At 59.7% G+C, this 21,108-nt stretch carries 20 protein-coding genes and 1 pseudogene; 7 read left to right on the plus strand and 14 right to left on the minus strand.

The features are described 5' to 3' along the window. Nucleotides 1–268: 268 nt before the first annotated feature. The 7 genes from GDN47_RS22930 to GDN47_RS22960 form a co-directional block, all read right to left on the minus strand. Entirely contained in the window at nt 269–1,249 is a 981-nt protein-coding gene (locus GDN47_RS22930; RefSeq protein WP_113353649.1) for a L,D-transpeptidase family protein, read from the minus strand. Between the two features lie 327 nt (nt 1,250–1,576). Beyond that, complete coding sequence (locus GDN47_RS22935) at nt 1,577–2,494, minus strand: NADP-dependent oxidoreductase (RefSeq protein ID WP_152094320.1); 918 nt, start codon at nt 2,492–2,494, stop codon at nt 1,577–1,579. Between the two features lie 140 nt (nt 2,495–2,634). Beyond that, a complete protein-coding gene (locus GDN47_RS22940) occupies nt 2,635–3,099 on the minus strand; it encodes a DUF3788 domain-containing protein (protein ID WP_113353626.1) in 465 nt (154 codons plus the stop codon). Nucleotides 3,100–3,169: 70 nt separating this feature from the next. Continuing rightward, entirely contained in the window at nt 3,170–3,877 is a 708-nt protein-coding gene (locus GDN47_RS22945) for an FMN-dependent NADH-azoreductase (RefSeq protein WP_113353627.1), read from the minus strand. A gap of 42 nt (nt 3,878–3,919) precedes the next feature. Continuing rightward, complete coding sequence (locus GDN47_RS22950) at nt 3,920–4,465, minus strand: carboxymuconolactone decarboxylase family protein (RefSeq protein WP_113396203.1); 546 nt, start codon at nt 4,463–4,465, stop codon at nt 3,920–3,922. Between the two features lie 33 nt (nt 4,466–4,498). Then, nucleotides 4,499–5,152 (minus strand): nitroreductase family protein, encoded by a 654-nt coding sequence (locus GDN47_RS22955; protein ID WP_145322810.1) that lies wholly within the window; start codon nt 5,150–5,152, stop codon nt 4,499–4,501. 113 nt (nt 5,153–5,265) lie between these two features. Then, nucleotides 5,266–6,234 (minus strand): AraC family transcriptional regulator, encoded by a 969-nt coding sequence (locus GDN47_RS22960; protein ID WP_152094321.1) that lies wholly within the window; start codon nt 6,232–6,234, stop codon nt 5,266–5,268. Between the two features lie 264 nt (nt 6,235–6,498). On the opposite strand from GDN47_RS22960, the gene GDN47_RS32765 reads away from it, so the two are divergent. Beyond that, on the plus strand, nt 6,499–6,789 hold the full coding sequence (locus GDN47_RS32765; RefSeq protein ID WP_210296505.1) for a LysR substrate-binding domain-containing protein: 291 nt from the start codon (nt 6,499–6,501) through the stop codon (nt 6,787–6,789). A gap of 52 nt (nt 6,790–6,841) precedes the next feature. On the opposite strand, the gene GDN47_RS22970 is transcribed toward GDN47_RS32765, so the two are convergent. From GDN47_RS22970 to GDN47_RS22985, 4 genes are read right to left on the minus strand one after another with little or no spacing between them, the layout of a single operon-like run. Then, nucleotides 6,842–8,047 carry an MFS transporter gene (locus tag GDN47_RS22970; RefSeq protein WP_152094401.1) on the minus strand — a complete coding sequence of 402 codons (1,206 nt, stop codon included), beginning with the start codon at nt 8,045–8,047 and terminating at the stop codon, nt 6,842–6,844. Continuing rightward, entirely contained in the window at nt 8,047–8,376 is a 330-nt protein-coding gene (locus GDN47_RS22975) for a hypothetical protein (protein WP_113367599.1), read from the minus strand. Before GDN47_RS22975 ends, GDN47_RS22970 begins: the two co-directional genes overlap by 1 nt. 2 nt (nt 8,377–8,378) lie before the next feature. Further along, nucleotides 8,379–8,945, minus strand: coding sequence for a cysteine hydrolase family protein (locus GDN47_RS22980; RefSeq protein ID WP_152094322.1), 567 nt, complete (start codon nt 8,943–8,945; stop codon nt 8,379–8,381). A 35-nt stretch (nt 8,946–8,980) separates the two neighbouring features. Further along, nucleotides 8,981–9,430, minus strand: coding sequence for a MarR family winged helix-turn-helix transcriptional regulator (locus tag GDN47_RS22985; protein WP_069614899.1), 450 nt, complete (start codon nt 9,428–9,430; stop codon nt 8,981–8,983). A gap of 65 nt (nt 9,431–9,495) precedes the next feature. Here GDN47_RS22985 and dnaE2 point away from each other — a divergent pair. From dnaE2 to GDN47_RS23000, 3 genes and pseudogenes are all read left to right on the plus strand, one after another. After that, nucleotides 9,496–10,087 (plus strand): annotated as a pseudogene (dnaE2, locus tag GDN47_RS22990) (error-prone DNA polymerase); the annotation flags it as partial. A gap of 391 nt (nt 10,088–10,478) precedes the next feature. Beyond that, entirely contained in the window at nt 10,479–12,269 is a 1,791-nt protein-coding gene (locus GDN47_RS22995; protein WP_152094323.1) for an ABC transporter ATP-binding protein, read from the plus strand. Nucleotides 12,270–12,346: 77 nt separating this feature from the next. Next, the gene (locus GDN47_RS23000) at nt 12,347–12,658 is read left to right on the plus strand and encodes a DUF982 domain-containing protein (protein WP_113390861.1); all 312 of its coding nucleotides are present in this window, start codon (nt 12,347–12,349) and stop codon (nt 12,656–12,658) included. Between the two features lie 127 nt (nt 12,659–12,785). Here the strand turns inward: GDN47_RS23000 and GDN47_RS23005 are convergent, their stop codons facing one another. The 3 genes from GDN47_RS23005 to GDN47_RS23015 form a co-directional block, all read right to left on the minus strand. Then, on the minus strand, nt 12,786–13,235 hold the full coding sequence (locus tag GDN47_RS23005) for a hypothetical protein (protein ID WP_152094324.1): 450 nt from the start codon (nt 13,233–13,235) through the stop codon (nt 12,786–12,788). Nucleotides 13,236–13,330: 95 nt separating this feature from the next. Next, nucleotides 13,331–14,326 (minus strand): MDR family oxidoreductase, encoded by a 996-nt coding sequence (locus tag GDN47_RS23010; protein ID WP_069614895.1) that lies wholly within the window; start codon nt 14,324–14,326, stop codon nt 13,331–13,333. A 40-nt stretch (nt 14,327–14,366) separates the two neighbouring features. Further along, nucleotides 14,367–15,119, minus strand: coding sequence for a FadR/GntR family transcriptional regulator (locus GDN47_RS23015; RefSeq protein WP_069614894.1), 753 nt, complete (start codon nt 15,117–15,119; stop codon nt 14,367–14,369). A gap of 134 nt (nt 15,120–15,253) precedes the next feature. Here GDN47_RS23015 and GDN47_RS23020 point away from each other — a divergent pair, with 134 nt between their 5' ends. The 3 genes from GDN47_RS23020 to GDN47_RS23030 are packed head-to-tail and all read left to right on the plus strand — an operon-like array spanning nt 15,254 to nt 21,042. Further along, complete coding sequence (locus GDN47_RS23020) at nt 15,254–16,711, plus strand: FAD-binding oxidoreductase (RefSeq protein ID WP_152094325.1); 1,458 nt, start codon at nt 15,254–15,256, stop codon at nt 16,709–16,711. After that, nucleotides 16,712–20,224, plus strand: coding sequence for an indolepyruvate ferredoxin oxidoreductase family protein (locus GDN47_RS23025; RefSeq protein WP_152094326.1), 3,513 nt, complete (start codon nt 16,712–16,714; stop codon nt 20,222–20,224). After that, the gene (locus GDN47_RS23030) at nt 20,221–21,042 is read left to right on the plus strand and encodes an enoyl-CoA hydratase/isomerase family protein (RefSeq protein ID WP_152094327.1); all 822 of its coding nucleotides are present in this window, start codon (nt 20,221–20,223) and stop codon (nt 21,040–21,042) included. The genes GDN47_RS23025 and GDN47_RS23030 overlap by 4 nt, the downstream gene beginning before the upstream one ends. Nucleotides 21,043–21,108: the final 66 nt, after the last annotated feature.

Genomic DNA, 21,108 nt, shown 5'->3' on the forward strand with positions numbered 1-21,108 from the left:
AGGATGTCATCACAGAGATTGCCGCGTTCCTGATGCCACATGCCATTGCCGCCGTGAGGCTGCGCAATTGAGCATTTTGCTCACAATCGTCCGGTTATGGACCAGCGACAAATCGACTTCGCTGACGAAGTAAACAAAGGGCTCACAGGTTCGTATCCCTTCACATCAACGGACTGGATTTTGTCGAACATGAGTCGATCTTTGAAAAGTGGCATTTAAGCCAGGCGAGGGGATGGCCACTTTGCTCCTTCCCTCCGCAACCTAATGTTCAGTCGATAAATTCAACCACTACGCCCGGCTTAACCATCCCTGCGAGCTCTTCCACATCCCAGTTGGTCAGGCGGACGCAACCGTGAGAGTCGACCTTGCCGATAAGTTCCGGATCCGGCGTTCCGTGAATCCCATAAGTTGGTTCCGTCAAATCAATCCAGACGGTGCCGACGGGATTATTCGGCCCGCTCGGCAGCTTTAATATCTTCTTATTGTGACCCTGCTGAAAGTTGATCGTCGGGTTGTAGATGTATGTCGGCAATCGCGCGACACCTTTGACCTTGTGCTTGCCGGAGGGAGAAGGTGTCTCCTCGCTGCCGATCGTAGCAGGGTAGACTGCCAATAACGACCCATCTTCTGCAAATGCGAATACCTGTCCCGATTGCCTATGGACCTCGATTCGTTTCACTACACCGCTCTTTCCAGCGCCGGTTGCTGCGACCGAGATCGTTTCACCGGGAGTGAAGGAGGCGGTCGGATTGAGCGCCTTGAGGAGGGCAATACTCATATGGAAACGTTCGGCTAGTTTCTCGGCGATGCTGGTATAACCAAGATGATCCATCTTTGCCTGCAAGGCATAGTCCTTGGGAATCTTCGGTACCAGGTCCTTCCCGTCGTCTGCGGTTATGGAATAACTCTGAACGACCGGGCCTTGCTCTTCGAGCCGCCCGAGCACGGCCGTATCGGGCTTATTGCCAGCTGGAAGTCCCTGCAATGCGTTAAATCCCGCAATTGCCTTGTTGAGGTTGTCCCCGCCAAAACCGTCGATCGCGCCCGGTGAAGCGCCAGTTCGATCTAGCAGAATTTGAAGTTTTACGATTGCCGCATCAGGATTGGTCGGTTTGGGGCTTGGTGCTTCGATGTGCACGGACGAAATGGAAGCGGCATTCACATCTTGTGCGGTTATGGTGGCGGCGACAGCCGGATACCATGATGTCAAAATAATCCAGATCGCAAGGTAACAGCGCGCGGTGGCCATAGGCAGAAAATCGCGATAGGCGCCAATTGGTTCCATCCGAATGGGCGGAATACTTATCTCGGGGCGAGGGCTGGGCGCTCACACATGTTGAGAAATGTGGTCCAAACGGGAATCTTCTGGGAGGTGCTCAAATGCCGTCGTCTGTGTGGTGACGTGCTTGGCAATTGCGGTGCGTGTTGTGCGATCGCGAAACTGGCGGCGGCTTTATCCATTGAGAAGCAGCCGTCATACGTCCGCAGAATAGGGCCGGAGTTGTTGCTCCGGCCATCATGGTTCAGCTTGGGTTCGCTTAGGAAAAATAATGACGATATTGATGGCTAGCGCCTCTCATTCGCGAGTGCGAATGATCGTTTTCCCTGTCCGCCGTCCGGTGGGAGTGAATGCAGCGACCGCATTATCCAAGGTCGAGATGTAGCCGATGTTCGTCCGAAGGCGTTCGTCACGTACCCGCTGAACAACCTCATTAAGTTGAGCGCGATCGGATTCCACGACGAAGTCAATTGCCCGGCCATCGACGGGTCGCGCTTCAACCGGGCCAACTACGGAAACGAGCGTACCTCCGGGTCGTACCAGACCTGCGGAGCGCTTCTGGATCTCGCCGCCGATCATGTCAAGCACGAGATCGACGCTCCCGATTTCCTCGAGCGTATCATTTGCCAGATCGACGAACTCGTTCGCGCCAAACTCCACCGACTTCTGCCGGTCGGCGGCACGTCCGGTGGCAATGACGTAGGCTCCGAACTCGCGCGCAAGCTGCGTCGCGATCGAACCGACCGCACCGGCGGCGCCATGAACAAGGACGCTCTGGCCTGCTTGGAGGCGGCCATGTTGCAACAGTCCTTGCCAGGCGGTCAGGCCGGAGATCGGCAGGCTGGCAGCCACTGTGAACTCCACGTCGCCGGGAAGTGGTACGAGGTTGCGAGCCTCTACGGCGACATATTCCGCCAGGGTGCCGTCGCGGTACCAGTCCGTCAGGCCGAACACGCGCTGTCCCAAAGAAAGGCCGGTCGTACCATAACCGAGAGCGGTAACCACACCGGCGAACTCATGGCCCGGGATCGATGGCGTTCGTTTTTGGCCGATGCGATCGGTCCAGGTGGAGGGCCAGCTCAGTTCGGTCGGCACGAAGCCCGACGCGTGAACCTCGACGATGACGTCGTTTATCGCCGCCTGCGGCTGCGGGTGCTCCGCCAATGACATGCCGGCCGCGCCGGCGGCTTCGTCGGTTGCTATGATGGCTTTCATCGATTTGTCTCCTTCGATGCTTTGATGATTTGAGGTGATACAGCGCGGAAGACCACTTCGATCTTCCTTGGGTGCCGTGGGTAGATGTCTTTGGGTCCGGTGTCGGCTCGTGAGAGGAACGATTGCAGATGACGGGCTAGTCAGCGTGGGAGCGGCGGACGCTTCATCGCCAGAAGCTCTGTCACATCCTGCAGCTCATCTTTGGACAAGACTGGAAGCGTTAGCCATTTCCCGTCGATGTAGGTCTTCGCGTCATCGTAGGCTCTGACCAATCGCGGGCGCCAGAAATAACGCCGCTCCTCGAACTTCTCGCGTTCGGCTCCGCCCATCACGACGATGGCGGAGAACCGCTGATATTCCGGCACCAAAGTAGTAAGCGCCCTAGTCTTCTTGAAGCGCAAGGACCAACCGCGCTTCTTTCCGCCGTAAAGCCAGTCGGGTGCGAATACTCCGGGATAGGATGCATCGATCCAGGTCCGCAGTTCGCTCCATTGACCGTATGCCTCTGAGCCCAGCCATTCGCGGATGGCGCGGTCATCGGGCGGTGTCGAATTGCCGGTGATCCTGTCACCGATCTTGGGAAGCGTAGACGTAGATAAGATCATCTGAAGCCTCATGTTGATTGGCCGGCGGCGTCGGATGGTTGATGAACAAACGTTGGAAGCTGTCGGTCCCTCAGTGTGCGCTTGGCGATGCGTGCCTGGGCAAGGCGAGGTCGGCATGGTTCCAGCCGACGCTCGCGACCATTGCGGGTTGATCCTGGATTTCGGTCAGGCGCTTCACGGCGGTGACGTCGAGAGCTGCAAGCGTCTTGTCTCTCGTCTCTGCCGCCTGCTCCCAGTTAAGGAAGGCCGTTCCTTGAAGCGGGAAAAACTGCTGGCTCTTCAGCCCGATCGAGCTAAGCGCAATCGACAGGTAGGGGGTCAGAAAATCCGGTTGGTTGGCGCGCTCGCCGGTGAAGAAGCCGCCGGAAGCCACGCCGATAAGGACCGGACGGTCCCGAAGCATTCCGACCTTCCCGACCGACGTCGATTTTATTGTACGGCCTACACGCAAGATCTGGTCGACCCAGGCCTTCAGGACCGAGGGAATGGTCAGATTGTGCATCGGCGTTCCTATGACGACCACATCCGCCGCTTCGACTTCCCGCACAAGCTGTTCGGAAAGATCGAGCGACCCGGCCGGCGGGGCCGCCAAAGTGGCCGGTGACGCCAGTGCAGCGGCATAAAGGGCCGCGGTCTGAGGTAGGGGATCAGTGCCGAGGTCACGTCGGATGATGTCCGCGCCAGGTGCAACCTCAAGAAGCCTTTTAACGATCGCCGCCGAAAGCTGACGGCTATGGGATTGTTGGCGCGGACTGTTGTCGATGTGGAGAATGTTCATGGGGTTGATCCTACAGATTCATGAGACTAGGAGAGATGGGACTCAGATCGCGCCGGCCGGGGCAACGGCAGGAAAGTCCTTGTCCGGATCGAAGACGTTGTTGAACAGGTTCGTCAGGGTGTACATTGCGACCAGAGCAACGATCTCGATGATGTTCGCTTCGGTGAATTCGGCATCGCGAACAGCCTTCAGATCCGCGTCACTGACTTTCCCGCGGGTCTCGATAACCTTTCGCGCGAATTGCACCGCCGCATCCCGCTTCGAGTCGGTCGCATGGCCCTTGCGAGCGAGAATGATCTCTTCGGCTGGCAGCTTGGCCATATGTTCGGCAGTGAAGCTGTGAACCGTCAGGCAGTAATTGCAGCCATTCACTTCGGAGACGGCAAGGCCGATGCTGTCTCGAGTCCTCACGTCAAGCACCTTGCTGAGCGACCCGAGTAGGGCAGCCCATGCGTTGAAGGCGATCGGGCTTTGAGCAAAGGCCGCCATCATGTTTGGGGTGAACCCGATGTTTCTTTTGAAAGCATCGAGGGTCTCTTTGGATGCAGCCGGCACCTGTTCCGGCGTCAGAACGGTCGTTCTGGTCATGGTCGTCTCCATAAATGTTGATTGAGTTGCGGGTTATGCGAAGGACAGGACGTCGGCTACGGGCAGGCGTGGCTTCTGCGGCCAGTTGCCGGACCGCTCGGGTCCGACGGTCAAGAGCATGACCGGGATTTCATCTTCGGCGAGGCCAAATTCGCGATGCACCGCTTCCGCGTCGAAGCCGATCATCGGCGTGGAACCGAGGCCGAGCGAGCGCGCCGCGTAGATGATCGCAGCCGTACCGAAGGTCGCGGAGCGCACCGCTTCGTCCCGCTGCCGTTGGGGTTGGTTGTCATAGAGGCCGCGGGCGGGCGCCTCCCATTCCGGCACCAGGTGGGCCGGCATGATGCCGGCTTCCACGACCGGCGCCAGACGGGCAGGCACGGCGCTGGCATCGGCCAATTGGCCGACGATAACGAAGGTAACCGCGGCATCGAGGATCGCGGGCTGCTTCCAGGCGATCGGATGGAGCCGAGCCTTGGCGTCAGGTGTGCGGACCGCGATAAACCGCCAGTTCTGAAGGTGAAAGGAGGTCGGCGCCGACGTGCCGATGCGCACCAGATCTCGGATCTGATCGTCGCTCAGTGTGGCGGTGGAGTCGTAATATTTAGCGGCGCTGCGGCTGAGGATGGCTTCGATGACCGCATTCGTCGGTACCGCTTCGGAGGCTATGTTGTTGATGTAGTTCATCGGGTGGCTCCCTCATCAAGTGATTACGGAGCCGATTTTACGACCGCATGTGATATTATCGAGATTGAATTGCCTCAATATGATGCTTAAAAGGATCAAACCTCAGGCCGGCGCTAACTCGCACTTTTCCCGCCGGTCTGCGCGAGCCTGCGCCATTCCCCTGGCGTCATTCCCATTTTCTCGGCGAATACGCGCCGGAATGCCGAAACAGATTGATAGCCGACCGTTTCGGCGATTGTCTCAGTACTGATCGCTGGCTTCTTGAGCTCGTTGGCAGCCAAACTCATGCGCAAATCGGTCAACAGGTCGAGGGCGGAGCAACCGAGCCTGTCCCGGAAGTGTCGCATGAACGTTGCGCGAGACATGCCACACAGCTCTGCCAGATCAGGTAGTTTCCAGGGCTTGGCGGGATCAGCGAGCATGGCGCTGATTGCCGGCGCCAAGCGCGGGTGGCCGGCCAGTGCCAGCAGACCCTCACGAGCTGTTGCTGATTGGCTGGCTGCACGCAACACCAACGTAAAAAGAGCCGAAGACAGTGCATTGAGAACAGCGCGTCCTCCGGGTCGATCGCCGGCCGCTTCCATTCGCATCAACCCCACCAGATTAGAGAGTTGGCCAGTTGCGGACGCGACACCCTCTTCTCCTGGGGCATCCATGGTCCGTGCCACCAGATCGAGGGGCAGGTAGTTGCGGACCAATCGATCGTGAGGAGGCGAAATGAAAAATCGGCCACACAACAGATCTAGTTGTTCGCCGTCGCTGTCGTTCTCGCTCAGCATCCACCCGGCAGTACTCTGCCGCTGCTGCGTAGGAGCGGGCGTCTGCCCGCTGCCATCGTGCAGCACATGCGCCGCACCGTGCGGTAACAGCACGATATCGCCGCTCGTCAACTCCCGCCGGGTTCTTGCCTCCGGATCCTCAAAGATCGCTCGGCCCCTGACGACGACGTGGTAGGGAATTTCGTTCGGCGCAGCCCGGTTCCACATAATGCGCCAGGGAGCGCCATAGGCGCAGCGCACCTCGAGCTGGCCGGTGACCGTGATGATTTGAAGCAGTTGGCTCAACCAATCGAGTTCAGACATAGGATCTCGTCAACGTGAAGGGTGCCGGCATCCTATTCTATCTGCACCAAGGCTCAATGCACCGCCTGCAAGGCAACATGGCGGGCAAAGTGTAAGCCGAGCTCAAGCTCATGCGCCAAAATGAAATCAAATACTTCGGCATCTGGAACCAAGTAGGGCGTTGTGGTTCAGATCCCTTCAAGAGCTTGAGACATTGGACCGGAGCGCGATGCCTATCGAAGGAGCTATCCTAGCAGTTCTTCATCATCTGCGGCTTTGCGTTATTTGCAACAGCAACGAATCCGGCCCAACGATCGCATCGAACTCGACGCGCTGGATGCAATCGCTGTACTCGTTGACCGCGGGATTGGTGTTTCGCTCGTCCCGGATCGGGTGCTGCCTTGGCCGGGAGGCTTGTCGATCGTAAGACACCGCCTCCCTGATCCGGCTCCCGAACGAGTGCTTGGACTGCTCTGGTCGCAGGCCCCGGCACACGCGCGGCTCATTCAGGCTGTAGAGCGTGAAGCCATCCTGACGCTCGGTGGTGCGGAAGCGACGAACTCTGCAGGTCCTTAGCGCAAAAAAACATGGCGATAGAGCGACCAAACCTTGCAGGTACTCTCAGCTCCTAGTTCCGACCTGCTCCTTGTTTTGCAAAGATGCCGATCGTCGCCGCGATGATCCCTGATGCCGCCGCAATGGCCATCGCCCAGCGCGGGCTTTCATGATCGGCCACCCAGCCGACGATGGGCGCTCCGATCGGCGTGCCACCGAGTGCGATGCCGACGCGCAGCGCCATCACCCGCCCGCGCATCGTAGCCTCAGTCGAAAGCTGCATCAGGCTGTTGGTGGCGTTGGTGAAGGAGAGCGCGGCGACGCCGATGACGACAAGCGCCACCGCGAAGAGCCAGTAGCAGGGCGCAAGCGCCGCCAACGCGCAGCCGAGGCCAAATACCGTGGCGCTTACGATCAGATTGCGGAATTCGATGCGGTCGCGGCCGGCATTCAGGAATGCCCCCGTAATCGTCCCGACCGCCATAATAGACGACAACAGCCCGTAGCCGGTGGCATCGGCATGGAAGATGCGCACGCCCATTGTCGAGACGAAGATCGGAAAATTCAGGCCGAAGGTGCCGATGAAGAACAGCATGAACAGGATCGCCACGAGATCGGGGCGGCCCCGGACATAGCGCAGGCCCTCGACAAAGCGGCCCTTGCCACGTGGCGCCCGTCTGTTCGGCCGCAGCTCCGACCGCCGCAGCAGCGTCAGAGAAATCAGGACGGCCAGGAAGGATACGCCATTGACGAGAAAGCCCCATCCGGTCCCGATAGTGGCGATCGCGACACCCGACACGCCCGGACCGATCATCCGCGCGAGATTGAACGACATGGAGTTCAGCGCCACCGCATTCGGCAGATCGTCGTCGCCGACCAGCTCCGCGACGAAGGTTTGGCGGACCGGCGCGTCGAGCGCGGCCACGCTGCCAAACAGGAAGGCGAACACATAGACGTGCCAGAGCTGCGCGAGGCCCGTGGCGGTGAGAATACCGAGCGCCAGCGCGAGCGCGCCCATCGTCGCCTGCGTCGCCATCAGGAGCTTACGCTGGTTCAGACTGTCGGCGGCAAGACCCGACCAGGGAAGCAGCAGAAACTGCGGTGCAAACTGCAGAGCCATGACGATACCGACAGCCGAGCCGTTATGTCGCGTCAGTTCGGCGAAGACGAGCCAGTCCTGTGCGGTTCGCTGGACCCAGGTGCCGATATTCGACACGAGCGCCCCCGCCGCCCAGAGCCGGAAATTGTAGTGTCGGAGCGACCGGAAGGTCCGCAGCATCATTGCCGTTCCGGCGCGTTCCCGCCATGGAACCGGCCGAAGTGACGCGCGCAAAACAGCGCGATGGCGAAAGCCCCGAGGCCTGCAGATAAGACATCCGTGGCGCCATCCCAATTCACGCTGCCGAAACGGATGAGAAGCAGATAGGCCAGTACCAGATTGGCGAAGCCCCATAGGACATTGACGGTCGACGATGACAGGCCTTCACCGGGTGGCCTGGCGAAGGGCGATTGAAAGGGCCGGCCGAGAACGCCGCTGACGAGGTGCGGAATTGCATTCATCAGAAATGCACCGCCGGCAAGCAGCGAGAGAGTGTGGAGGAAGGTCATCCTTAAGCGTTCCGCTTTGCGAGTTCGGTCATGATCTCTTCCGTCGTGGCGGTTTCGCCGAGCCGGGGAAAGACGTTCTTGATGCTGTAGGCATGGGCCTCGGGCCGGGTATCGGTCATGGCGTCGATCGCGAGCGCGACATTGTACCCGGCCTCGAAGGCCTGCCGCGCGCTCGCCTCGACACCGGTACCGGTTGCGACGCCAATGACCACCACCTGAGTTACGCCGAGGCATTTGAGACGGGCGTCGAGGTCGGTCGTTGCGAAGGCGCCCCAGCTGTATTTCGTCACGACGATATCGCCGGGCTGCTGGTCGAGATCAGGAATGAAGTCCGCAAAGCCGTCCGGCAGCGGTCCGATGTGGCGTCTGGGCTGCTCCGCGCGCCCGGGCGCGGTGCCGGCAACCTTAACGAAGACGACGGGCAGATCGTGCTGCCGGAACGCGCGGATGAGCGCGACGGCGCGTTCGATGACGGGAGCGATCGGCTCGATGAAGGCCGCGCTCATGATCCCTTTCTGGAGGTCGACCACAATTAGGGCGGTCTGTTGATCCAATGCGGTCAGGGCCATGGGATATCCTAAGGTGTGAGGAAGGAAAGGACGGTCTAATCCTGCTCGACTAGTCGCTGCAGCAGGCCGATGGCGGCCAGCACTTGGCTTTGCTCTCCCGGCGAAAGCCTGGCTTCGATGGTGCGGCTGAGCCAGTCCTGGCGGGCGGCGCGGCCTTCCTGGATCAGGCGGCGGCATCGCTCCGTCAGCGAGAGAATGGTTTGCCGGCCGTCAGAGGGGTCGGGCATTCCCGAGACGAGGCCCATCGCATCCAGCGCCGATAGGAGCGTGCCCATCGATTGCGGGCGCATGCCTTCGGCGCGCGCCAGCGCCGAGGTGGTCATCGGGCCTTCTTTTTCCAGTCGGACGAGCGCCGACGCCTGACTTGGCGTCAGGTCGCCGGCGTGGCCCTGCTCGCGCAGCTTGCGCTTCAGCTTGCTTGCGAAGCCTCTGAGCTCTTCGGCAACTGTGGAGGCGAGGGGTGATTTGTCGGCGTTCTCGATCATGGCAGCATCTCTACTATATATGAAGGTAAACTGTAAAGATTAACTCCATACATCATCGCGCCACGAAATACGCCCCCTATTTCCTGACGATGTTCTCAATCGTCCGCTATGCCCGCGGCCAGAGCATCCTATGCCAGGGGTGGGGATCGGCCGCCAATTCCGCCGTCTGCTATATCCTCGGCATCACCTCCATCGATCCTGAGGCCAACAATCTGCTCTTCGAACGCTTCGTTTCCCAGGAGCGCGACGAGCCACCCGACATCGATGTCGATTTCGAGCACGAGCGGTGCGAGGAGGTGATCCAATGGATCTACAGGACCTACGGCCATGACAAGGCCGCCCTGTGAGCGACCGTCACGCGCCAAGGGCGCAATTCGAGATGTTGGCAAGGCGCTCGGCTGGTCGGAGCACGTGATCGAGACGCTATCGGCGGGCATGTGGTCGTGGCCGAAGGAACTAGTGACCGAGCGTAGCCTACGTGAGCTCAATCTCAATCCAGAGGATCGCAGGCTTGCCTTGACCTTGAAGCTGGCCCAGCAGCTGATGGGCGCTCCACGCCATCTCGGCCAGCATCCCGGCGGTTTCGTGCTCACACATGATCGTCTCGGCGATCTCGTGCCGATCGGGCCCGCCACCATGGCTGACCGGCAAGTGATCATGATGAGATCTTCAGGGTGCCGGCCGGCCGCGGCGACGAGTTCGCGCATGGGTCCCTGTCCGAAATGGTGTGGCATTCGCGCATGTTTCCCCACAAAGTAGAAAAACCGACTTGGCAAAGTCGAATTAGTCCGATACAAACTCTCCATCGCTGCACATCAAACAGAGGAGGCGTTGCATGACACCAGCATCCATCGAAACGCTTCCGTCCGGAATGAACCGAAATTAGATCATTCCCATTTGTGGCCCGCAGTGGGCACGCATGAAGCGGTTTTTGTTTCCTTCACAGTTCGATTGATTTGCCGAGGTCGGCTCGTTTCCGTTCCGGCAATGTCCGTTAACTCTCGATTTTTGGGGCCGACCGCCGAAATGTGCGGTCGGACTGGTTAAGATGACTCGCAAGAAGCTCGACTTCCGCGCCGATGCTTATCGCAATGTGCTCGGCTTTGTTTTTCGTCAGTGGACCCATCGTCCCGCTTTGGTGGGCACCATCATCCTGCTGGTAATTGTCAGTACGCTAGCCGAAGTTCTGGTGCCGGTGTTTTCAGGCCAGATCGTCGATGCGATTGCCAGCGGCAGTGCGGCGGCCGATGCCATCCGCGCCTTCGTTGTCGTCGTCACCCTTGGCTTGACCAGCGTTACGCTGCGCTGGTTTATCTTCGACGGGATCATCCGTCTGACGCTGCGCATCATGGCCGACGTGGTCAATAACGGCTTCCACAAGGTGCAGCGCTTCTCGACCGATTGGCATGCCAATAGTTTCGCCGGCTCGACGGTGCGCAAGATCACTCGTGGCATGTGGGCGCTCGACTCGCTCAATGACCTGTTGCTGATAGCCTTACTACCCTCGATCGTCATGCTCGTGGGCGCCAGCGTCGTGCTCGGTAGTTATTGGCCGGTCATGGGGCTGATCGTGGCTGCGGGATCGCTGATCTATATCGGCGTGACCATCTTGCTTTCGACCGGATACGTGTCGCCATCGGCGAAGCTTGCTAACGCATGGGATACCAAGCTGGGCGGCGCACTGGCGGATGCCATCAGCTGCAACTCGGTCGTGAAGGCTTTTGGCGCCGAAAACCGCGAAGAGGAACGCTTGCGCCAGGTGCTGCTCAAATGGGACAGTCGAACACGGCGGACATGGAAGCGCGGGACACTGAACGGCACGATCCAGGGTTTCATGATGGTCTCCATGCAGGCCGGCATTCTTGGCACTGGCCTTGTCATGTGGCGGCAGGGACTGGCGACGCCGGGGGACATCACATTCGTGCTAGCGATGTTTTTCATCCTGCAGGGTTACCTGCGCTCGGTCGGACAGGACATTCGAAACCTGCAGCGCGCCGTCAACGATATGGAAGAACTTGTCCTGCTCGACAAAACGCCGCTGGGCATTGAGGATAAGCCAAACGCGAAGGCGATCAAGATCGATAGGGGCGAAGTCCTGTTCGATCGCGTCACCTTCCAGTACGGGGCGCATCCTGCACCGCTCTATGAGGATTTCTCGGTGACGATCAAACCGGGCGAGCGTGTCGGATTGGTCGGCCATTCCGGCTCGGGCAAGACGACCTTTGTCAAGCTCATCCAGCGCCTCCATGACGTTAAGGCGGGGTCGATCCGCATTGACGGCCAGGATATCGCCCATGTCACTCAGTCCAGCCTGCGCAGCCAGATTGCCATCGTGCAACAGGAGCCGATCCTGTTTCATCGCACGCTTGCCGAAAATATCGCCTACGGCCGACCGAACGCGTCACGGCGCGAGATCGAGAATGCAGCGAAGCAGGCCAGTGCCCATAGGTTTATCATGGACCTGCCAAAGGGCTATGAGACATTGGTGGGCGAGCGCGGCGTCAAATTGTCGGGCGGCGAGCGTCAACGTGTCGCCATCGCCAGGGCATTTCTGGCTGATGCGCCGGTGCTGATCCTGGACGAGGCGACCTCGAGCCTCGACAGCGAGAGCGAGGTGCAGATCCAGCAGGCAATGGAACGCCTTATGGAAGGTCGCACGACGCTGGTGATCGCGCACCGACTTTCGACGGTACGAGCTTTGGATCGACTTTTGGTCTTCGACAAGGGAAAGATCGTGGAAGAGGGTGACCATCAGGCGCTCATTCGCCTCAATAACGGCATTTACCGCCGGCTGTTCGAGCGTCAGGCGCTGGAGTTGACCAAGGGCCTCGTGGCCTGAGGCAAACTCTTGAAGTGACAATCCTCTCTTACAATATGATCCTGGGAGAGGTCCTTGGCATGGAAAGGAGGAAGAAGATGCCACTCAACGATATTCCGTGGACCCGTCCGGTGACGATCAGGCTCCAATGCGGGCTGGAGCGCACCTTTACAGGCGTCTATGACGCTCTGGACTTTCTGGAAAATGAATGGCCGCTGCGGCATGGCGAGCGCCACGAACGTGCGGTGAAGACCTGCCGCGGCGCGCTCAATCGGGTTGTGCCTGCTGTCATAGCAAGAGAGGCGTTCCTGACCGCCTGTCTCGAAGCGGGAATGCCTGTGGTCCTGGCGCCGTCGAAGATAGCGCCGAAAACGCAGCCTATGCGACCGGCCGGCGCGCTATCCTTATAGTCTGCTGGCTTTTGGAGCTCGCCGCCTCTGAAGGCGAGCTCTCGAAAGCTGCATTACAAACAACAGCAGATTAGTCTTCGCTCATTGAAACGCGTCGATGCAGGTACGCTGCGTTGGAGCAATGCAATCACGCGACTTTTGCCGCGAGCATTTCATTGATGCAGTCTTCGTTCAGTGCTTCCAATTGCTGCAGCGGAAAGGCGTTGATGAAGATGCGAATTGTCTCATCGAAATTGGCGCCGGATTGGGACCAGGCAGGCCCAATCAATCTGCTTGCCGGCAAGATCCTCGACCTGGACAGGCCGCAGGTTTCATCGGCCTCGTCGTCGACCGCAAGCTCAAACGTACCGAAGTGCCGATCTCCATCAACAGCGAGCCATGGACCTCGTCGGTCGATGGCGGCTTTGGCTCGTCCCAGCAAAGTTCCTCGTCCAAGGTTGGGTGGTCCGTAACGTCTTCCGGCATCTCGCGCATTCTGTCGAGATGGCGAAGCATCTCGCGACTTGCCACGGAAGCGGGGCAGGTCGTCCCTGAAGGTGTCAAAGGCATCCCGGCCCCAAATGGCCGACAAACTCATGTAGTATCTTCGCTTGGTTCTGAGTGATGGTGAGGACACTTTCTCTCGGGTGCGGCTCTCTCGAATATTCAAATAGCTTGCCCGCTGGAGCAGCCTTATTCTGCGATTTCCACCACGACACGCCCCCTAATTTTGCCCTCGACGATATCCTGAGCAAGGCTCGGAAGCTCGGAGAAGGGCTCGATCCTTGCCAATGTCTCGATCCTTTCTGCTTTCAGGTGTTCGGCGAGGGTCTGCCATGCGCGGATCCGTTTGGACATTGGTGCCATAACGGAATCAATGCCAAGCAGTGCCACGCCGCGCAGGATATGCGGGAGTACCGTTGCCGGCAGGTCTGCGCCGGCTGCAAGGCCACAGGCAGCAACTGCCCCACCGTATACGGTCTGTGAAAGTGTGTTTGCGAGCGTCGTCGAGCCCACAGAATCAACCACGCCGGCCCAGCGCTCCTTTTGTAGAGGACCGCCCTTTTCTGAAAGCGATGCCCGGTCAACGAAAGCGCTCGCGCCGAGCGATCCGAGATAGTCCCGCGTTTCAGGGCGACCGGTCGATGCGGTTACTTTGTAACCCTTGTCCGCAAGCAGGCTGATCGCCACCGAGCCGACACCGCCCGCCGCACCGGTCACGAGAATTTCGCGATCGTCGTTGAGGATCGTGCCCCAATCCTCAAGCGCATTGACACAAAGCGCCGCCGTGTAGCCGGCCGTTCCAATTGCCATTGCCTGCGAAAGGCTGAAGGTTTCGGGAAGTGCGATCAGCCATTCCGCTTTCAGGCGCTGAAATCGCGAATATCCGCCCCATTCTGTTTCAGACAGCCCCCATCCGTTGACGATGACCTTGTCGCCACGCGCCCATTTGTCAGATCGGGATTCAACTACGATTCCGGCAAGGTCGATGCCTCCGACCATGGGAGTACGCCGGGCGATCCGCCCTTTGCCGGTCAGGGCCAGGCCGTCCTTGTAATTGACGGTCGAATAATGAACCTCGACGAGAACATCATGATCCGGCAGATCGGAGAGTGAAAGCTGGCGGAACCCGGTCTGCGGCTTGCCATCGGCCATGTCGATGACCATTGCCTGGAATGTATCGGACATGCGTCCCCCTTTTCCCACTTGAAATCGGCCGTTCGCCTTCTCAGGTCTGAGGCGCCGCCTTCATCCTGTCGCGTGCGTCCATCGCGGCTGCGTAGCTGTTGCGAATGTAGGCCAGCAGGTCCGCCAATGCCCTTGTCGCCGTCTCGGTGTCGCGCTTGGCGACGGCCTCCATGATCTGCCGGTGAAAGCCAGCGACCTTGCGGCGCTCGCGAACCCGGAACACGATCATGTTGGTTATGGGGATGAAGGACTCGATCACCGTATACATCATCAGCTTCAGCGGGCCATTGCAGGTGGAATCCACCAGCGCGCGATGAAAGCGCACGTCGGATGCGCAGAAGTCCTCGTCACTGATCGTCTCATCGCGTTGGATCTCGATCTCCGCCGCCATTCGTTCCAGATCGGCAGCGCCGTGATTTTCGCAGGCGAGCCTGCAACAGATCGTCTCCGTCTCAAGGCGGGCCGTAATAATCTCGTGGATATCGAAGGCGCCGATGCCGACTAGCAGGGTTGCTGCTGCGGTGATCGCCTTGGAAAGCCCTTCCGGATCCGGCCGTTTGACGAAGTTTCCGCCGAGCGGGCCGCGCCTTGAATGGATGAGATTTTGCGCTGCCAGACGTTTTAGCGCCTCACGCACGGTCGGCCGCGATATGCCGAAGCTTCTCGCGAGATCCTCTTCCGTGGGAAGCCGCTCGTCGATTTTCAGGCGGCCATCCATGATCGCGGATTTTATGTTCTCCGCGACCTGCTTGGCGATGCCAGCCCTCACGACCTCATCAAATTTCAGCGTCATTGATTGTCACCCTTACCTCGATTTCATAGATGCCACGGCCGCTTCGAAAACGCCACTGAAAATTGAATATAGGTTTGACAAATATCGGATAGACGATAACCTGCCCTCGATCCAGATAACCAAGGGGAACGAAATTGGGCGGATCGACTGGTCGGGCGGAGAGCGCCCAAGGTGCCCGTGCGCCTGTTGGCCGGCATGCAGAATTGCTGCGCCGGCTCGACGGAAGGATCGATAGTAAGGCCATTCTCGCTGGCGACGACGTCGGCGATGGCTATCGTGGTGACGCAACGGACGAGGCCGGCGAGCGCCCGATAATCGTTTTCCGGCCCGCGGATACGGCGGAAGTGTCCGCTATACTTGAAGAATGCAATCGTCTGGGGCAGCCCGTCGTGGTCCAAGGCGGCAGGACGGGCCTTGCCGGCGGGGCGAGGCCTCAAGTCGACGAAGTGTCGCTTTCGCTTGAGCGAATGGTGAACCTGTCGCCGGTGGATGAGAATGCCGCCACCATCATCGCACAGGCCGGCGTTACGCTTCAGTCGGTACAGGAGGCTGCGGCAGGCTGTGGGCTGTTTTTCGGTGTTGATATCGGCGCGCGCGGCACGTCCACGGTTGGCGGTAATGTTGCCACCAATGCGGGCGGTATTCGTGTCCTGCGCTATGGCATGTATCGGTCGCAGGTTCTGGGGCTTGAGGTTGTGCTGGCGGATGGCTCCGTGCTGACCAGCTTGAAGGGATTACCCAAGGACAATTCGGGCTTCGATCTCAATCAGCTCTTCGTTGGAAGCGAAGGTGTGCTTGGCGTGGTCACGCGGGCCTGTTTGCGGCTGCATCCTGAGCCGCGGTCGCAAGCGAACGCCTTTTGCGGATTGCCGTCGTTAAGTGCCGCTATTGCCCTTCTAAAACATTTACGCTCTACGCTCGGCCCGTCGCTGTCGGCCTTCGAAGTGATTTTTCCGAATGTTTATAACGGGGTTCTGTCGCAGACCGGTGCTCAGCCACCTGTTGCAGCAGGTGCGGGGATGTACGTTCTTGTGGAAATGCAGGGGCAGGACGAGGCCGGTGATCACGCGCGTTTTTCCGAAGCGCTTATGGCGTGCTACGAAAGCGGCGTCGTGACGGACGTGGCTGTTTCGGGGTCGCCGCGCGAATATCACGCAATCTGGAAACTTCGCGAGGCTGCCAGTGAATTCATTTTCTCGATGGACCACGTCTCCGGCTTCGATGTCAGCCTGCCCTTGTCCCGCATGCAGGCCTTCCTTGATGCTGCCAGCCGTGAGATCGCGGCGGCCGATCCAAATGCCGAGATCTATATTTTCGGCCATCTCGGCGATGGCAATTTGCATTTTCTTGTCCGCACTCACCATCATGAGCGGATCGCCGACATAATTCTTCCTGCCGTGATCCGGGCCGATGGCGCGATTTCCGCCGAGCACGGAATTGGCCTTGAGAAGAAGAAGTGGCTGCCTCTCGGCCGAAGTGCCGCCGAGGTGAATGCAATGCGCCGCCTGAAGGCCGCCTTCGATCCCAACAATATTCTCAATCCCGGCCGGGTTTTCGATATGCCGTTGCCGGGCGTGCCGGAGCGCGCGTAGATGCAGAACCTGTCCGAGACGGCCCGCGCATTGCCCAGTGAAAAAGGTCCGAGCCTTGATGACCGGTATACGGTCAATCATGGAAAAATCCTGGTGTCCGGCACACAGGCGCTGGTGCGTCTTCCGATGATCCAGCGACAGCGCGATCTGGCAAAGGGCCTCAACACTGCCGGATACGTCTCCGGGTATCGCGGTTCGCCGCTCGCAAGCTTCGACCGCGAGATGGCGCGCGCCAAGACCTATCTAGACCAGAACCATATCCGCTTTCAGCCCGGCCTCAATGAGGACATGGCGGCGACGGCTGTATGGGGAACGCAGCAGACGGCGATGTTCTCCGGCGTCCGCTACGACGGTGTCTTTTCGATGTGGTATGGCAAGGGGCCGGGCGTCGATCGCACCATGGATGTGATCCGGCACGCCAATGCCGTCGGCACCAATCCGAATGGTGGCGTGCTGCTGCTCGCTGGCGACGATCATGGGGCCGTCTCATCGACCTTGCCACATCAGAGCGAGCACAACTTGATATCGGTCATGGTGCCCTTGCTGTCGCCCGCCGGCGTCGCCGAATATATCGACTACGGTTTGCTGGGATTTGCGCTTAGCCGCTATTCGGGTGCATGGATCGGCTTCAAGTGCCAGACGGAGATTGTCGAATGCACGGCAACCGTCGATCTCGATCCGGCTCATCCGGCGATCGTCTATCCGGATGCGCAAGGCAATCTGTCGCTTCGCTGGCCTGACGGGCCGCATGCGATGGAGCGCCGGCTGGAAGACAAGCTTTCTGCCGTCCATAGATTTGCGCGTCACAACAGGCTTGACCGCACCATCTGGCAGGGGCAGCGCACCAAGGCGCGTCTCGGCATCGTCTCGACCGGTAAATCCTGGCTCGATCTGATGGGCGCGCTTTCGCGCCTCGCCGTAGACGAGCGGCGCGCAGGCGAGCTCGGCATCCGGCTCTACAAGGTTGGCCTTGTCTGGCCAATCGAGCCGGAGGGGGTCGCACGGTTTGCCGCCGACGTCGAGACGCTGCTGGTCATCGAAGAAAAGCGTCCGATTATGGAAGACCAGATCAAAGCTCTGCTCTTCAACATGCCGTCCGATGAGAGGCCGAGAGTGTTTGGCAAGCTCGGGCCGGCGGGCCGGCCGCTCCTGTCAGCCGTCGGTGAGATCGATGCGGTGGCCGTCGGGCGCGCCATCCTTGCCGTGCTCGAGCCGCAGGCCGACGATCTCGATAACCGGTCGCGGGAGATGGAGGCAATTGTTGCAGCCAGCGTGACGGAAAGTCCGGCACTCAGGCGCGATCCGTATTTCTGCTCCGGCTGTCCGCACAGCGTCTCGACCAGACTGCCCGAGGGAAGCCGTGCCTCGACGGGTATCGGATGCCACATGATGGTCATCGGGCTTGAAGACCGGAACACCTCGACCTTTACCCAGATGGGGGGTGAGGGCGGTGCATGGATTGGGCTTTCTCAATTCACCGATGAAAAGCATATCTTCGTCAACATGGGCGACGGCACCTATTTTCATTCGGGCCTGCTTGCGATCCGGGCTGCGATCGCCGCGAAGGTCAACGCCACTTACAAGATCCTCTATAACGATGCCGTCGCCATGACCGGCGGTCAAAAGCACGATGGTGAGGTCTCTGTTCCCGGTATCGTCGGCCAGATGCTGGCCGAAGGGGCTGCTAGAGTGGCTGTCGTCGCCGAGCGGCCGGAGCTCTGGCGCGGCCGCTTGCCACGCAATGTCACGGTCAATCATCGCGACGAACTCGATCAGGTGCAGCGTGAACTGCGCGAGATCGAGGGGGTGACGGTGCTGGTCTACGATCAGGTCTGTGCGGCAGAGAAGCGCCGGCGTCGCAAGCGCGGGGCGCTGGCGGTCTCGGACAAGCGAGCATTCATCAACGAACTGGTCTGCGAAGGATGCGGCGATTGCTCGGCCGTTTCCAACTGCATCTCGATCGAGCCGCAGGAAACGGAGTTTGGCCGTAAGCGCAAGATCAACCAGTCGAGTTGCAATACCGACCTTTCCTGTATCAAGGGCTTCTGTCCGAGCTTCGTCACGGTGGAGGGCGGAAAGATCAGAAAGCCGGCTGCGAAAGCCCAGCAAGCGACGTTCGATGACATGCCGTTACCTGTTCTGACGGAGATCGAAGCGCAGCCCTATAACATGCTGTTGGCCGGTATCGGCGGGACGGGGGTGATTACCGTCAGCGCTGTCCTCTCAATGGCGGCGCATCTCGATGGCCTTTTTGTGCAGACGCTGGATCAGACGGGGCTCGCGCAGAAGAACGGGGCCGTCATTTCGCATCTTCGCGTGGCGCGGATGGCTGGTGCTTTGTCGTCGGTCCGTATCGGCGTAGGCGAAAGCGATCTGGTGCTCGGCTTCGACATCGTAGTGTCGGCCGGTCGCAATGCGCTATCGACCTTTGGCGCTGGCCGCACGCACGCCGTCCTCGACAATCATTTCGCGCCGACGGCATCTTTCGTTCAGAACACAGCGATCGATTTCCAGCAGGAAGCGACGCTCAAAACGTTGCGTCGCGCAGCCGGCGAAGATGCCGTTCACCTCGTCTCGGCGACCAAGCTTGGCGCGGCGCTGATGGGCGATGCGATTGCAGCCAACATGTTCCTGCTTGGTCATGCATGGCAGCGCGGTCTGGTGCCGATCAGCCTTGCCTCCATCGATCAAGCGATTGCACTCAATGGGACCAGCGTTGCGATGAACCGTGCCGCCTTCGGCTGGGGTCGGCGCTCGGTGGTCTCCCCCGATATCGTCGCCGGCGCTGCGGGAGCTGATCTAGCCGAGGTCAGGCCCGCCGAGACACTCGACTCGATCATCGAGCGCCGTGAGGCTTTTCTTGCCGCGTATCAGAGCGCCGCCTATGCACGCCGGTACCGGGCACTGGTCGATGCTGCGCGGCAGGTTGAAAACGGGCTCATGGCCGGCGAGGAGTTTGCAACCGCCGTTGCCCAAAACGCTTTCAGGCTGATGGCCTACAAGGACGAATACGAGGTGGCGCGCCTGCACCGAGACCGGAGCTTCAAGGCTGCGATCGAAGCGCAGTTCGAAGGCGACTTCAGCATCAAGCATCATCTGGCGCCACCAATCCTGTCACGGCGGATCGACAAACGCACCGGAAATCCGGCGAAGATCGCCATCCCGCGGAAAATGATCGGCCCGGCCTTTGCGCTTCTGGAAAAGCTGCGCTTCCTCCGCGGCACGGCGCTGGATCCGTTCGGCTATACCGAAGAGCGCCGGATGGAGCGGCGACTGATCGCTGACTATCAGGCGATGATCGAGGATCTCACGAGACAGCTTTCCGTCGAAACGCACGGCCATGCCGTCGCACTTGCCCGGCTGCCGGAAGAGATCAAGGGATTCGGCCCCGTTAAGATGGCGTCGATCGGGCGTTTTGAAAAGAAAATGGCGGCCTTGCTTGCAACGCCGGCCAATGACGAGAAACGAACAGGGATGCCGGATCAGGACACGGCTAAGAGGAAAAGCATATGAGCACTTCCGATACCTTCGAGACGATCCTTTACGAGAAGGACGGCCACGATAAATTCGCGACGATCATCATCAATCGTCCTGAAAAGCTCAATGCGATGAACAAGACGACGGTGCGCGAAATCGACCGCGCCGTCGCCATGGCTGTCGCCGACAAGGAGGTCAACGCGCTCATCATCACGGGGGCGGGTCGTGCATTCTCGTCCGGCTATGATCTTCAAGGCGCCGATTACGATGTCGATATCGAGGACTGGCATGCGGACATGTCGGAGAACGCCCAGGCGCTCCTCAACATCTGGAAGGCACAGATCCCGGTCATCGCGTCCGTGAACGGTTATGCTCTTGCGGGTGCGCTTGAGCTGATGATGGCCTGCGATCTGGCCATCGCCAGCGATAATGCGAAGTTCGGCGAGCCGGAGGTGCGGCACAATTCCGGCCCGCCGGCACTGTTCATGCCCTGGCTGCTGGCCACCCGTGACGTGCGTTGGCTGATGTATACAGGCGATTTGGTCGATGCCGAGGAGGCCTTGCGCATGCACCTCATCAACAAGATCGTGCCCGCCGATCAATTGAGGGAAAAGACCGAGAACCTGGCCCGCAAGCTGGCTCGTATGCCTGTGCCCGCCATCAAGTTCGCCAAGTCCTCCATCAACAACCAGCAGATGGCCGCTGGCCTGATGACATCCTTCGATTTCAACGTCCACGCTATCGCCGCCCTGCATGTTAGTCGCGATGGGCAGGAGTGGATGCGCAATCTGCAGAAGATGTCGCTGAAGGAATATCTCGAGTTCCGCGATGCCCCGTTCAAGGGGCTCGACTGACCCTGTTTTACGATATCGCCCGGCGGCACCCATCCAGTGCTACCGCCACCGCCGATCAAGGAAGGA

The sequence above is a fragment of the Martinezella dioscoreae genome, assembly GCF_009176305.1.
Taxonomy (GTDB): domain Bacteria; phylum Pseudomonadota; class Alphaproteobacteria; order Rhizobiales; family Rhizobiaceae; genus Rhizobium; species Rhizobium dioscoreae.